This window comes from Aestuariivivens insulae (genome assembly GCF_022662195.1).
In the GTDB taxonomy this organism is placed as follows: domain Bacteria; phylum Bacteroidota; class Bacteroidia; order Flavobacteriales; family Flavobacteriaceae; genus Aestuariivivens; species Aestuariivivens insulae.
This window is the reverse complement of record NZ_JAKMCS010000004.1, coordinates 143652-158721: the sequence shown is the minus strand read 5'-3', so window position 1 is coordinate 158721 and position 15070 is coordinate 143652. Positions and strand designations below refer to the sequence as shown.

The 15070-nt window shown below is 34.3% G+C and carries 11 protein-coding genes; 2 read left to right on the top strand and 9 right to left on the bottom strand.

All coding sequences use genetic code 11. The features are described 5' to 3' along the window. Positions 1-61: 61 nt before the first annotated feature. Complete coding sequence (locus MR062_RS06670; protein WP_242203317.1) at positions 62-1216, top strand: DNA polymerase III subunit; 1155 nt, start codon at positions 62-64, stop codon at positions 1214-1216. Between the two features lie 6 nt (positions 1217-1222). Here the strand turns inward: MR062_RS06670 and MR062_RS06665 are convergent, their stop codons facing one another. From MR062_RS06665 to MR062_RS06655, 3 genes are read right to left on the bottom strand one after another with little or no spacing between them, the layout of a single operon-like run. Beyond that, positions 1223-3571: a TonB-dependent receptor plug domain-containing protein gene (locus MR062_RS06665; RefSeq protein WP_242203316.1), complete on the bottom strand. Its 2349-nt coding sequence runs from the start codon at positions 3569-3571 to the stop codon at positions 1223-1225. Between the two features lie 52 nt (positions 3572-3623). Further along, positions 3624-4556: a FecR family protein gene (locus tag MR062_RS06660; protein ID WP_242203315.1), complete on the bottom strand. Its 933-nt coding sequence runs from the start codon at positions 4554-4556 to the stop codon at positions 3624-3626. 54 nt (positions 4557-4610) lie between these two features. Next, positions 4611-5123: an RNA polymerase sigma factor gene (locus tag MR062_RS06655; protein ID WP_242203314.1), complete on the bottom strand. Its 513-nt coding sequence runs from the start codon at positions 5121-5123 to the stop codon at positions 4611-4613. 360 nt (positions 5124-5483) lie between these two features. Here MR062_RS06655 and MR062_RS06650 point away from each other — a divergent pair, with 360 nt between their 5' ends. After that, positions 5484-5888, top strand: coding sequence for a DUF6438 domain-containing protein (locus MR062_RS06650; RefSeq protein ID WP_242203313.1), 405 nt, complete (start codon positions 5484-5486; stop codon positions 5886-5888). Between the two features lie 151 nt (positions 5889-6039). On the opposite strand, the gene MR062_RS06645 is transcribed toward MR062_RS06650, so the two are convergent. The 6 genes from MR062_RS06645 to MR062_RS06620 form a co-directional block, all read right to left on the bottom strand. Continuing rightward, the gene (locus MR062_RS06645; RefSeq protein WP_242203312.1) at positions 6040-6558 is read right to left on the bottom strand and encodes an OmpH family outer membrane protein; all 519 of its coding nucleotides are present in this window, start codon (positions 6556-6558) and stop codon (positions 6040-6042) included. A 229-nt stretch (positions 6559-6787) separates the two neighbouring features. After that, on the bottom strand, positions 6788-7648 hold the full coding sequence (locus MR062_RS06640) for a class I SAM-dependent methyltransferase (RefSeq protein ID WP_242203311.1): 861 nt from the start codon (positions 7646-7648) through the stop codon (positions 6788-6790). Between the two features lie 190 nt (positions 7649-7838). Further along, entirely contained in the window at positions 7839-9710 is a 1872-nt protein-coding gene (gene mnmG, locus MR062_RS06635) for a tRNA uridine-5-carboxymethylaminomethyl(34) synthesis enzyme MnmG (RefSeq protein WP_242203310.1), read from the bottom strand. Positions 9711-9794: 84 nt separating this feature from the next. Then, complete coding sequence (gene ybeY, locus MR062_RS06630) at positions 9795-10205, bottom strand: rRNA maturation RNase YbeY (protein ID WP_242203309.1); 411 nt, start codon at positions 10203-10205, stop codon at positions 9795-9797. After that, positions 10198-11607 (bottom strand): hypothetical protein, encoded by a 1410-nt coding sequence (locus MR062_RS06625; RefSeq protein WP_242203308.1) that lies wholly within the window; start codon positions 11605-11607, stop codon positions 10198-10200. The genes ybeY and MR062_RS06625 overlap by 8 nt, the downstream gene beginning before the upstream one ends. A 14-nt stretch (positions 11608-11621) precedes the next feature. Continuing rightward, the gene (locus MR062_RS06620; RefSeq protein WP_242203307.1) at positions 11622-15017 is read right to left on the bottom strand and encodes a DUF4175 family protein; all 3396 of its coding nucleotides are present in this window, start codon (positions 15015-15017) and stop codon (positions 11622-11624) included. Positions 15018-15070 lie beyond the last annotated feature (53 nt).

The window sequence follows — 15070 nt, the reverse complement described above, 5'->3', positions numbered from 1 at the left end:
CGATTCGCCTTTTATTTAGTCTTATTGCACTTAAATTTACCTTTTCTACTATATTTGTTCCATGTTATTTAGCGACGTATTAGGCCAAGACCACATTAAAAAGCACTTGACACAAAGTGTTGACAATCAAAGAATTCCACACGCCCAGTTGTTTGTTGGCAATGAGGGCAGTGGCACCCTGCCCATGGCAATAGCCTATGCCCAATACCTACTTTGTAAAAATATAAACGGAGAAAACAATACAGGGAATGAAGCTTGTAATATTAAGTTTAAAACCTTTTCGCACCCCGATTTACATTTTGCATTTCCCGTGGTTACTAGCGATAAAGCAAAAAGCCACCCTGTTTCTGCCAATTATTTAGAAGAATGGCGACAATTATTAAACGACCAGCCATACGGTAACTTGTTTGATTGGTACAAACTCCTTGGGGTTGATAATAAGCAAGGGCAAATTGGTGTTGATGAAGCACAGGATATTGTAAAATCGTTATCTCTAAAATCCTATGAAGGAGGCTATAAAGTCATGATCATATGGATGGCCGAGAAAATGAACCTTGCCTGTGCCAATAAACTTTTAAAACTTATTGAAGAACCGCCAAACAAAACTATTTTTATTCTTATTGCTGAAGATGAAGAGCAAATAATAAACACGATTAGATCGCGTTGCCAAATATTACATTTTCCCCCTCTTGCCGAAAATGTGATTACCCAGGCCTTAGTAAGTAGTTACGATTTGGATACTGCTGTTGCCACTAAAATTGCACACCAGGCTAATGGCAATTATAATAAAGCCTGCGATTTAGTGTATCAGGACTCTGAAGATTTGCAATTTGAAACTTGGTTTATTTTCTGGATTCGCAGTGCCTTTAAAGCCAAAGGAAACAAAGCGGCCATTCACGATCTTATTTCTTGGAGCGAGGATATTGCAAAAACCGGTCGTGAAACCCAAAAGCAATTTTTACATTTTTGCCTTAATTTTATTAGGCAAGCCCTACTGTTAAATTACAATGCCCAAGAGTTGGTGTTTTTAGAGCCTAAGTCTAAAAACTTTAAACTGGAAAATTTCGCGCCTTTCATTCACAACAACAATATCCTTGAAATTAGTGATGAAATTCAAGATGCTATATATCATATTGAGCGCAATGGTAATTCTAAAATTATTTTAACCGATTTATCTATTAAACTTACGCGATTGCTACACAAAAAATCGGCTTGATTGGTATTAAAATTCAACCCTAAAAACCATATTTGGCGTTAAACCCAAAGATGTCTTATTTATTTCCCTAAGCTCGTCTTCACTATTTTGGGTGCTTTGCCTTATTTCGTAAGTTCTGCTTAACATATTTTCTCTATTGTATATGTTTAGTAACGACAATCCTAACTTCCCTTTCCAATTACTTTTTTTTGAAATATTGAACGTGTAAGTGGTAGAAACATCCAACCTATGGTAATTTGGTAAACGCGAACTATTCGTGCTTTCAAATACAATTTCTGCACCATCGGGTGTGTCCTGGATCCCTGTCGCTTTTGTAAACGGTATTCCAGTCCTTATGTTCCAGCCCAATGACACATTAAAATGATTCCATTCATAAGTATGCGACCAAACAAAATTATGTGTAATGTCCGTATTGCCCGGAAATTTTTTTCCATCGTTAATGGCTTCAAATTCAAAATCATTATTAATCAAAGAATAGCTAAGCCATGTTCTGTAGTTTTGAATTTTCTTTTTAACTAAAAAATCTATTCCAAACACATTACTTTTTCCTTTAAAGAAAAAATCTTCTATCCTATCGAACCCTAATGTTGTTAAGCCATTTGCCTTTTTATAATACATTTCATAATCTATACCCCATCCATTTTTGCTAAACACGAAACCTGTGGTTAACTGGGTACTTTTTAATATGGGGATTTCTTCACCATCTGACAATACCCAAACTTGATTTTCCAGTCCAAATTCTCGGGTATTGAACTCTAAAACCTCACTTACCGATTGGTGTAACCTTTCCCCAGAAACCTTAAATTTTAAAAACGGGTTTAAATTAGTGCTAAGCTGCAACCTAGGTTCAATATAAAACTTGTTTATAACTGAAAAATAGTTAGCTCTTAAGCCTGTATTAACAAACCATTTTTTATCCAATTTATATTGATGGTCAAAATAGAGTGCGTGTGTTATATTATTGGTTTCTATACTAGACTTAACAAAGTTATCCTCTGGGCTATCCGGTGCTTCATAAATTAATTTGTATTTTACTTGATTTGAAGAAAACTGATAGCCCAAGCCAATCGACGATGTTTCACTAAGATTCCAATCTAAATTATAAGCCATTCCAAAATCTTTAATGCTATTATGTTTATCTAATTGGTTATCAAGTTCGCCTGAAATGCTATTCGTTCCAACGTATTCTAAGTCGAAATTGGAGTAGTAGGCATTAAAGTTATGTGAAAAGGACGCATTAAAATCATGTTTCCAATTTAAACTTATGCCTTGATTTACAATGTCTAATTTATCTTGTGATGCTTCTTCAAAAGCTTCAATCAAAAAACCATAATCTAATTTGTTCTTAGTATACAAACTGCTTACCTCCAGCGCATTTTTTTCATTTGGATTTACAATTACTTTTGCCGTGAAATCTGTAAAATAGAATAGGTCGTTGGTTGTTGTAACTTCGTCGTCACCAAACACCTTATTACCATTTGAGATTTTAGTTTCCTGAAACACCCTTTTTGACAAGTTTCTAAATGTTTCAGTATCAAAAACATCTGTAATAGAGCGTCTTGCAGAAAACAAAACAGCTGTTTTTTTATTTAAGGGCGCCTTAATAAAGGCATCGGTATGGGTCATGTTAAATCCAAAGCCGCCCTCCGTTGATTTTGGAATGGTTTTATCGGACTCAATATCTATAACGCCAGCAATACGACCTCCATATTTCGCTTTAGTACCACTTTTATAAAGTTTTATCTGATCTGTGATATAAGGATTAAACGCAGAAATTGTTCCAAAAAAATGCCCTGTATGGTACATTTTGATACCATCCCAAAGAATTAAATTCTGATCTGGTGTGCCTCCCCTTATAAACAAATCTGAAGCAGTTTCTGAAGGGCTTTGTACCCCAGGAATCAATTGTATACTCTGTAAAACATCGGGTTCGGTCAACCCTGGAAGAATGCCTAATTTTTCTGGTGAAATCGATACCGAAGCATCATCTTTATCATTACTAATCCCAGATGTAATGTATTCTTCAATCAACACCTCATCTAGCTCTTGGGTATCGGTTAACTGTTTCTTTACAAGCTTAACCGTATAATAACGGTTTGATTCTTTTTTGAACTTAAGGAATAATTGTTCTTCAATATTAATTAGAATCTCATCTAATGTGGCCTCGCTTAAATTAAAGGTTATGGCCCTATTATTGACTATTTCTGAATTAAAGGAAAACTTTACATTAAAGGTTTTTTCTAAATCTGCAAAAGCTTCGCTTAAAGGAGTGTTTAGATAATTAACCGTAGTGGTTTGCTGGGCAATTATACTTACAGTAACAAAGAAAAAGAGAGCCGATAAGCGATACTTCATTTACTATTCTTATTAATCCAGGGATATCCAAATTTAGGATAAAATAACCGAATTAGTGGCTATTATTATATGAATTAAGCAGAATTACACCATTTTCCTTGTCTACAGTAAAAGAAATACCCATTGGAGCCGATACGGTTTTTAATGCCAAGCTTAAATCTTTATGGGTAAATGCTCCCGTGAAGCGTTTATTCAAATCGATGTTAGATTTATCAAACGTAATATTAAACTGATTTTCCAAAGCCAGTAAAACTTGTGATATAGGGGTATTGAAAAACGTTGATTCTCCCAGTGTCCAATTAGCTTCATCTAAATCGAATGCCCATTCTTCAAGTGCATTGTTAGCAACCCTTACTGCTTTTCCTGGCAATAAAATCACCTCTTTACTTAATACATTACTGGTTACTTTTACTTTCCCTTCCCTACATTGGACTTCAAAATAAGTACCTCGTGATATCATATTAAACTCGGTTCCCAAAACTTCAACCATACCCAAACTGGTCAATACTTTAAACGACTCACCCTTTTCTACATCAAAAAAAGCTTCGCCTTCCAATTCTAGTATTCTGTTAGACTTCCAATTTAGAGTTTTGTGTTCTAACTGGGAATTCGCATTAAGCTTTACTGAAGAATCATCGGGAAGCAACACAGCTAATTGCTCGCCATAACCTGTTTGGTAATGTGAACTCATGGTCATGACATATAGTAAACCTAGAGCCACTACCAAAACTGCTGCCGCAGCATAAGCCCATTTGGGCATAAGCCTTCTAACCTTATCCTTTGGCTGTGTTTTATTTAGTTCTTTTAATTTTGTTAATAGTGCTTGATCGTTAAAAGTAGGTGCTTTTAGATTTTGGGACGCATCATTAATTTTTTTAAGAACTGGATAATCTTTAGAATTTTCAAACTCTTTAAGCGCTTCGGGGCTAAGCTTTCCAGCTATCCAGCGCGCTAAAAAAGTTTCATCTTTATTAAAATTTTCCATGCTATGTTATCCTTCTTATAATTATAAAACAGTTGTTTTTGGTTTTACCCTACTTCAAATGTTGCCTAATTTATCTCTTAAGGCCATTAAAGCCAAACTCATACGTTTTTCTACCGCTTTAACCGATATACCCACCAGTTCTGATATTTCGGCATAAGTCTTTTTATCTATCCTACTTAACAAAAACACTTCGCGTTGCTTTTCTGGCAAATTGGCAATAGCATTTTTAAGTTTTAGCATAAATTCCTGCTCCTCTAAAAGGAACTCTGGGGTTTCGTTGGTAGAACTTTTAGTAGGTGCAGCTTCATGTTGAAGCACAATTTTTTTATGTGCTACCTCATTTAAAAAAAGGTTTCTAGCTACTGTAAATAAAAACGATTTTGCCTTTTGAAAGTGCACTTTAGCACAATTGCGCCAAAGCTTCACAAACGCATCTTGAACAATATCCTCAGCCTGTTGGGTATCACCACATTTATAGTATATAAAGTTGAATAAGGTTTTGGAATGGGCATTAAAGAGCTGTTCGTAGTTTTTTTGTTCGCAAACAGATTTGGTGTCCCTATTCATAAGTATACTAATAACGAGGCTTATTCACCAAAAGTAAAAAATTTAAATAAAAAAGTAGGGTAATATGTTTTTTAACTGTTTTACATATAAACAATAGTGTTGACGCCCCAATTAATACTATTGTTTTTTAGCCCCAAGCCCCATATTTACCATTTTGCCTACAACTGTTTTGAAATACTTTACGGTGTTTATATGTTATTTAGGATTTGGTTTAAAATAGGATATAATACGTATTGCGTTCAGAATTTAATTATGTGAAAATGTTGAGTTAGCTAATTTGCGTCAAAGCATGTCCCCAATCAGTAAGTCTTTGTCGCAAGTTTGCAACTTGAATTAATGTAGAATAGAACAAAGCTTACTATGACCTTATTGACCTCTTATTTTGCGAGCAAGCAACCGTTAAACAAAAACACGCATGATGCTTTCTTAAGTTTATTTAAAGGGAAGAGCTCAAACAATGGCCCTGTGTACGATTTGTGGATTTTTGATGACGGAAATATTATATATAAAGGCATATCAAATGTTGAAAAAATTGGTGTACACAAAACAGAAATATCGTTAGATGTTATTAATAGAATTAAAAGCTTTGCAAGAAACCTAACACCTAACGAAGTTGGCAAGGCCAAAGGACGGGAGAACCCATTAACCATATTAAAATTTAATAATAGGAAGGTTGTTTATCAATCTTCAAGAGCTAAGGGTAACTTATTGGAATTACATAATTTATTAGAATATATAGTCATTAACATAAACAAAGAACTATAGATAGCTAAAAGAACAAATAAAAGAGAATGAGGGTTCAAACTTTATTTGTGTGCCTCCGTCAACCTAATGTCGGAGGTTTTTTTTGTAATGGACAAATAAAAAGCCCTGTGGCAAAACTGTCACAGGGCTTTTTAATATGATTCTTAAAATATTATTCTGTTTTATATTCAGCATTTAAGGCATCCAAAATAGTTTGGGTCAAATTATTTTCTTCGGTTCCGTACAAAACCGATGCCGCTGCATCACTAGTCCCTAAAATGTATGTGTAATTGTTTTTCTTACCATAGTCTTTTACAAAATCTTTAACCTTTACAATCAAAGAATCCATTTCGGTTTGAAAGGCTTGGGTCAACTGTTGTTGTTCAAATTGCATTTGTTGTTGTAGAACTTGTTGTTTTTGTTGTAAACCTTGCATAAGTTCTTGTGCCTTTTTTTGTGAAGACTTTCTAGCGTCAATTTGTGTTTGCTGTACTTCTAACTGAAATGCTTTACCAATACTATCTGCTTTTTTATTAAAAGTTTCTTCCTTTGCTTGGTATTTTGTTTCAATATCCTTTTTCTCTTGATATCCATTAATTACAGTGCCATTTTCTACATAGCCAATCTTTTTCTCTTTTTGACAGGCAGTAAATGCAAAAGCTACTGCTAAAACATAAATTATATTTTTCATTATTACCCTAATTTTAGAATTCGAACAAAAGTAGTAAAGTAGCACGTAATTTAGTGCTGAAAAGTTTTCATTTTTAATTATAAAAATAAATTATAGATTCTTTTTAAAACAATAGTTTAATTCTATTAAAAAAGAATCGATTTAAGGCATTTTAAGCACAAAATTAAAATCAGCCAACAAATCACAAGCAAAAAGCGCAAAAAGCCTTTAAAAAGCCCGTAATTGCGTTTTACTTGTTTTTAATGACATAAATTAAAGACGAAGCCTCTTTTGTTATAATGGCTTTTAAATTTGAACGTAAGCCAAACCAAAACCCTCTAACAAAATTCATTTTTCCTGTTTTATATTTTTCAGAGAGTAGACTCACATAAAAGGCATCGAACCACATCGGTTTTATTTTTACAACTTCCATAGATTGCTTAGTAAACAATTTACGTATAGAATCCTTATTAAAATGCCAAAGGTGGCGAGGCACATCGTAGGCAGCCCAAAAGTTTTTATAATACGTTGCATCAAAACTTTTATAATTTGGTACAGCAACTATTAAAGTTCCTTTTGGCTTTAATAGCTTTTTTAATAATGTTATTTGATCTTTAAGATTTGGCAAATGTTCTAGAACGTGCCACAATGTAATGACATCAAAACTGTTGCTTTCAAATTTATAAAGTTGTTCTGTATCGTAAACAGAATTATTGTTTTTTTTATTTGCTATACCCCTAGCCTGTTCGTTAGGTTCAATTCCAGAAACCATCCATTGGTTTTGTTGTGCCACTTTCAAAAAATCTCCAGTACCACATCCAACATCCAACAACGTTTTACTCTTGCCAGTATAACTATTGATTAAATTTAGTTTCTTCTTTAGGGCAATTGTTCTTATAAAATGATATGCCTTTTCAAACAAATTTCTTTTGGCATCGGTATGTGAAATATAATCTTCACTTTTATAGTATTTAGGTAATTGTTCTGCCGAAGGTGAAGGTGTGGTTTCCAAAAAACCGTATTCGGTGTTTTCCATTAATTGAAATGTTTCTCCGGATACCGAATGGTCTTTTACCTTTAAATAGTTCTGATTTGATTTTTCTTCTACCACTAATTTACGAATAGTTTCTAAAGATTTATGAAGACATTTTTCTGCTGTCTTTTAAAACGTATGCTCCCTGTAAACGCTTTAGTTTTTAATTTATACTGAAAACTCGACCAATGACCTTGACTCAAAACGCGACAACGGAACATTATTTTTTTTTTAAAAAAACACATGTTCCACGTGGAACACAATAAAATCACCTACCCATATAAACCAACAAAACGGAAATATCGTTTGGTGAAACACCACTTATTCTGGAGGCCTGCGACACCGTTGTTGGCTGAATCCTTTTAAGCTTTTCCCGAGCCTCAAAACTCATGGATTTGATTTTAGAGTAATCGAAATTCTCTGGGATTTTGACATACTCCAATCGGCTTAACTTATCAGCATTATTCTTTTCCTTAGCTATGTAACCAGAATACTTAACTTGAATTTCTGCTTGCTCAACAACCTCCCTATCCAAATTATTTTCTTGTATATAAGCCTCTACGCTTTCAACTTTTCTAATGTCATCCATTTGAACATTAGGACGTGCAAAAATCTTAAACAACTTACCTGACTGATTAACTGGTGCCGAATTTTTGCTTTCTAAAATAGGATTTATCTCTTCAGGCTTCACGCTGGTGGTTTCAAAAAACGACACAAATTCCTTAGCAGCATTATGCTTTTCTTCCATGCGTCTTAAACGCTTTTCTGAAGCCAAACCAATTTCAAAACCTTTGGGCGTTAATCTTAAATCTGCATTATCTTGACGCAACAAGGTCCTGTATTCTGCCCTTGACGTAAACATCCTATATGGCTCTTCGGTTCCCTTGGTAATCAAATCATCAATCAAAACACCTATATAAGCTTCATCTCTTTTTAAAGTAAAAGGTTCTTTCTCCTTAACTTTTAAGCTCGCATTAATACCCGCCATTAAACCTTGGGACGCCGCTTCTTCATAGCCTGTAGTCCCATTAATTTGTCCTGCAAAATACAAACCAGAAACTAACTTAGTTTCTAAAGTATGTTTAAGCTGTGTAGGCGGAAAATAATCATATTCTATAGCATAACCTGGTCTAAAAAATTTAACGCCTTCAAACCCAACCACAGACCGCAATGCCTTAAACTGAACATCTTCTGGCAAGGATGTAGAAAATCCGTTAACGTAAACCTCAACCGTATTCCACCCTTCTGGTTCAATAAATAATTGATGCCTGTCTTTATCTGCAAAGCGGTTGATCTTGTCTTCTATCGAAGGACAATAACGTGGCCCCAAACTTTTAATCCTACCATTAAACATTGGCGACCTGTTAAACCCTTCTCGAAGTAAATCATGAACCAATTCACTTGTATAAGTCATATAACACGATCGCTGCTTCTCTAATGGTTTAGTTATATCTAAATAGGAAAACTTTTCAGGATCATCATCACCTGGTTGCTCCAACATTTTGGAATAATCTAAAGATCGTCCGTCAACTCTTGGTGGTGTTCCAGTTTTCATCCTTCCTGAATCGAAACCCAAATCGACCAACTGTTCGGTGATTCCGGTAGCAGCTTTTTCACCAGCTCTACCACCCCCAAAGTTTTTATCACCAATATGGATCAATCCATTTAAAAAAGTCCCATTAGTAAGTACAACGGTTTTGGATTTTATTTCAACACCCAACGATGTCTTAACCCCAACAACGCAATCATTTTCAATAAGCAAACCAGACACCATTTCTTGGTAGAAATCAAGATTGGGTGTTTGCTCCAAAAGTAACCTCCAATCTTCAGCAAATCGCATACGATCACTCTGCACCCTAGGGCTCCACATAGCAGGTCCTTTAGATTTATTTAGCATCTTAAACTGTATAGCCGAAGTATCTGAAACAATACCACTATATCCACCAAGCGCATCAATCTCACGAACAATTTGCCCCTTAGCGATACCTCCCATAGCAGGATTACAGGACATCTGGGCGATGTTCTGCAGATTCATGGTAACCAATAAGGTTTTGCTTCCCATATTAGCCGCCGCGGCTGCCGCCTCACTTCCTGCATGACCCGCTCCAACAACTATAACATCATAAACCTCGTTAAACATAATTAACCGTTTTGATTTTTACAACGTTCCACGTGGAACACTTATAAATTTTTAGCTTGCAAATATACGCCTAATTCTTGACTTTTAGGTTAAGCACTGTAGATAGTAGTCTTCTTTACTTCGCATCAACTTAGCATCGTCGGGAGTCTTATCCTTATAACCACAATAATGCAACACACCATGGATAATGACTCGACACAGTTCGTTATAAAACGGTACGTTAAAGTCTTTGGCATTATCTTCAACGCGTTCAACAGAAATAAAAATATCACCATGTACTGTTTTGCCTAGCGTATAATCGAAACTAATAATGTCTGTTAACGTATCGTGATTAAGGAACTCAACATTTAACTTATACAAATAATCATCATCACAAAACACATAATTAATGTCTCCTAGAGTGAAGCCCTCCAAAACAATAGCGTTGGCTATCCAATCGCTAATAAGCGATTCATCTTTTAAATTGAAATCGGTTTCGTAATTAAACTCAATCATTGATAATAGCTTTTTTTGAAACCCTAAACGAATCGTAGTTCTTATCAAAATAGAAGTATACAAATTCATCTTTTAAGAAAACAGAAGAAACAAAATCTATGCTTTCATCTTCATCAACTTCTTTTGTATACTTTTTCTTTTCAATGGTAGGGACTAATGGTTTTATGGTTTCCCCATTATTAGTAATGATATTACACTCCTTATCAAGAACAATCTCAAAGTAATGGTCTTTTGCATAATAATCAAAGCTTTTAAAAGCATTAAACCAATTGCTGTTAGGTCCAAACTTTGGAATATTATTCATCATCATTTGCTGATGATGCCAAATAAACTGTTGATGATGCCACCACCAATTATAATTATATCCATAGACCGTTGGATTAACATAATCACATCTAATAATAAGCCTTCCGTCTGTAGACTCATTTACAGTAATCGTGCTTTTATACTTACCTTTAGATGCTTGGTCTAAAAAGTTGTTTAAATCATCAAATCCTTCACCTTTAGAATATAATAATTCCTCTTTCAACAATAGACTTTTATACTCATGAGTTTTAAAATCGGTAATTTTAATCAACCCCAATTTTTTATCAAGGACAAATTGAAAAACCTTACCATTATGAAGAAAAGAAGAGGCTTCTTTAGGTGATTTAAACCTTTCATAGCTAAACTCTACAGAACCAATATTGGTATTCGTGTCTGTAGTATCAATCATCACACTAATAACAGATGTGTGCTTTTTTGAAAAATTGTCTTTTGTGATATACATAACATCGTCATCATAACAATAAACCTTGTAAGGTTGTACAGGGCCATTTTTAACAAATTCATCTGTGTCAACCGCGCTAAAACTAGAATTGGATATTTTTTTAAAAAAAAGGGCGTTATTCTCTCCTTTAACAATTTTAACCGAAACTAGTTGATCTGAACTCTTTATCTTTGTAAGGTATAACCTACCTTCATCACCAGTTATTATATAACTTTTATCTTCTTTTCTAACTATGGCTTTTAACTTGTTTACGGTAATAGATTTCGATAATTTATACTCACCAGTCACAAAATTAACATCCAAAATCTTCTTTTGAATTGGATAAGAATTTCCTATAGCAACTATGAGACTAACAACATTATTATTAGAATGAAAGGATTTAATAGAAGGTTGCTTTTTAAATGAAATTGATGGTAATCTTATTAAATTCATTTCAAAATAAGATACCGGAATAATTTCATACATTTTACTCTCTTTATTTTTTGCTATAACAATATGAAATGAATTAGACTTTTCAATATCACCTGAAAAAGTACCTATAACTTTATAATGATCTTCCAATTGAATCTTATTATCAGCAAATGTGTAGAAGCTAAAAACCAAAAAGGTAATTAGGGTAAAAAAGTTCCTCATAATATTCATATGATTTAATCCTGTTGAATTTTAAAATAATTCTGAACTTTACGCTTATATTCAAGTTGCAAAGGTAAGGCTTGTCTATTCAATATTTCAGTAGAATTAAAATATTGTTTGGCCTTGGGGATTTGATTATTTGTATTGTTATCAAATCTATCCTTATTAGTTTCAGACTCACGTTTATCGTCTTCTCCTTGCTGAAAGGTTGCGTTTTCCAATTTCAACAATTGATGTTGCAGTTGCATCATTTTTTGTAAGGTTCTATTGGTAAATCCTCTGTTTAATAACTCAAGCTCTACATCCTCCATTTGCCTTAAAATATGATCTCCAATACCACCTTTACCTTCTTTATCCAAACGCTCTTCTAAAGCTTTTCTTAATTGTTGTTGTTGCTGGTAAATTTCAAACAATTTACCGTTTAAAAACTCATCAGAATTATTTTCTCCTTCACCTCCAGTCTGCTTTCCATCTTTACCTTGCTGTTGGTCTTCCCCTTCTTGATCACTTTCACCATTATTCTTTGGTTGCTTACCCTTATCTTTTTGCTGACCATTTTCACTTTCTTTCATGCCCTCCTGCATCATTTTATTCAACTCTTCCTGACTCATAATAATATCTGGCAACTGCATATCTCCTCCTCCCTGACCTGGGGACATACTTAAGCTTTCTTGCATATTGTCCAAAATATTACTCAAAAAATCAGCTAAATTATTGGTTGCTGTAATAGCAAATTGTTGTTTGGAAACACCTTGAGCTACTTGACTCTCTGCCAACATATCCAACGCCTTATCTATATTGAAAAAAACCTCTGTGATCTCTTTGTTAACTTGTTCTGAAATCTTTGGTTGGCGCAACGACAAAGCAAATAAACTATCATCAATATGCTCGAAGTGTTCTTTAAGATCATGCTGTTTTCGCAAGAATGAGGCATATTTATTATGGTTGTCATCTATGTCCTTAAAATTGTTCATTAAGGCTTCTTCATCGAAAGAAAACAACACCAAATTATCTAAAATTTGTCTTAGCATTTCCATATCTTCTTGCATTTGGTCTCCTCCACCAGCCTGCATAGAACCCTGCATCATCTCACTCATTTTTTTCATCTTCTTAGAAGCCTTCTTTTGACTTTGCTGTGCCTTATTTAATTGTTCTTTGGATTTGTCCTGCTGTTCTTGATTGTTGTTTTCCGAAGCGTTTTGTTCTTTCTTTTCCAATGCATCCGAAGCCTTTTGTTGCTCCTTGTCTACTTCTTGCTCATCTAATATATCTCGCGGTATTTCAATTGGCTTTTTTAGTTCCTTACTATCCTTTTCCAATTGTTCCATACTTTTTTTAAACTCTTCAAACTGTTTGTTTAAATCGTCTTGCTTGTTTTTGGTGTTTTTTTCTTCAGGGGCATTGGATAACTGTTCTTGATCATCAGCTAATTTGTTTAGGTTATCTCTAAGCTTCTCTAATTTCTTTTCAACATAAAACCGCTTGGTTAACTCTAAAAGTTGCTCTAAACTGCGTTTTTTGTTCTTGTTTTGCTTAGCCAACTCTTCTAGTTTGTTTACCAACTCTTCTTGGTTAATTTTTTCTTGGAGCTCCTTAAGTTCTTCTAATAACTTTTCATCTTGTTTTAACTGTTCTTCCTGTTCTTCCAAACGCCTTTTTAAATCATCCTTAAAAGTATCTTGTTCGGGGTTTTCCTTTTGAAACTCTTCTAAATTATCCTTGAGCTTTTTGTTGAAATTTTTCATCATCTCGTCCTGCTGTTCCTGACGCTTTAAAAATGATTCTAACTTCTTTTTGTCATTAAAGTTTAAAGTTGTCTTTTCCTTTTGGGTCTTTGTAAGTTCCTTAAGCTCTACTTCCTGCTGCTTATAGTTCTTTAATGATTTATTTAAATCTTTAATCGTTTCGCTTTGTTGCTCAAGTTGTCTTTTGGTCTCTTCTTCTTGGGTCCGCTTTCTATAGGTAAAAACGCTACTTTTAACACGCTTTAAACCATTAACCCTGTCATTATCAAATACTTGAAAATACATTTCATAAGGCACCCCTGGCTGAATACCTAAATCGTTAGGAAAAGCATCTATAAATTGTGCCACATTAGAATTTGGAATAGCTATAGCCTTATATATCTTATCATTCTCATTATCAATAGAATAATACACCAATTCCAGCTTGGTCAACCCATAGTCATCACTTGCCTGCCCATAAAAATAAAGCGTTTGTTGGTCTAAGCTATCAATTTCCACCTTGATGTCTAACTCAGGAAACTCATCTTTAACAACAGTAATTTTAAAGGCCAAATTCTCATAATTACGGATGTTTTTATTACTCGTACTAATAGTATAAGCATAATTATTAAAAAGCTGCTTAGAGGCCTCGAAATGGCTATTCTCCTCCGATTCGAAAAGAAGTGTGTCCTTAGCAAAAAGATGTACTGCATCTGTAGACTTGGTATTTAAATTCCACGTTACTTTAGTCCCTTCTGGAACCACAGCATTGCCCGTGCTTTTTAAAACTTCGTTATGCTTCTTTGTATGGTTTGGATAGTCCAATACCATCTCAAAATTCACCAACTCAGGCACTTCTATAACACCCAAGGTATACGGTTTCGACTCCACTTCATTGGCAATTAGTTGAAATTCTATATTGCTTTTAGGTTTTGTAAACACAAACTCGAATGCCCCTGTCCCTGCTTTCTGTAAAAAATAAGATTCGTTATTGTATTGTATTTGAACATGCTCTGGAACAACTTCCCCAACTGTTTTCACAATAAGTTTAAAATCATTGCCCTCCAGCGTATTTAACTCCTCATTCACTACAAAAAATTGAAAGGGTGCCGGCGGTTCAAAAGGCGTTTTATAATGTACCACCCGTTTGTAGCTATCGCTAAACCAACTCATATTACCCGTTACGGAACTTAAAAGTATTATCAACAGAGGTATCGCAGCATACTTTAAATACTTGGTGTTCTTTTTGAAATTTATAGCCAGCTTAAACGGAATGGGCTTAAGTTCAATAGACTTTTGCTCGATACTGGCCAATAGTAATTCTGATTTCGAAGGATTTTGATTCAGTTGAAGGACATTAAGTAACTTATCGTTAACTTCTGGAAAATGCCTGCCAATAATTTTTGAAGCCACTTGATAATCTATCCCTTTTTGAAGTTTGAACAACCGGCCTAAAGGCATTACTATAAACTTAACCATTAAGAGTGCCTCTACAATCACAAACAACCAAAACAAAACAGTCCTTGCCGTGGGATTTAACCACAATACATATTCAATAAACAGGGTGAATAAAAAATACAAGAGCCCTATGGCAAAGAAAAGGATTGCCCCCTTAAGCAACTCATTAAGGTAATACTTCCTTATAAATTGCTCCAGCTTGTTTAATATGGTATTGAAATTGGTCATCGTTTAGATAGATTTCCGCAACTGCGGAATAAAAAACTGTTCTAATAGACTAA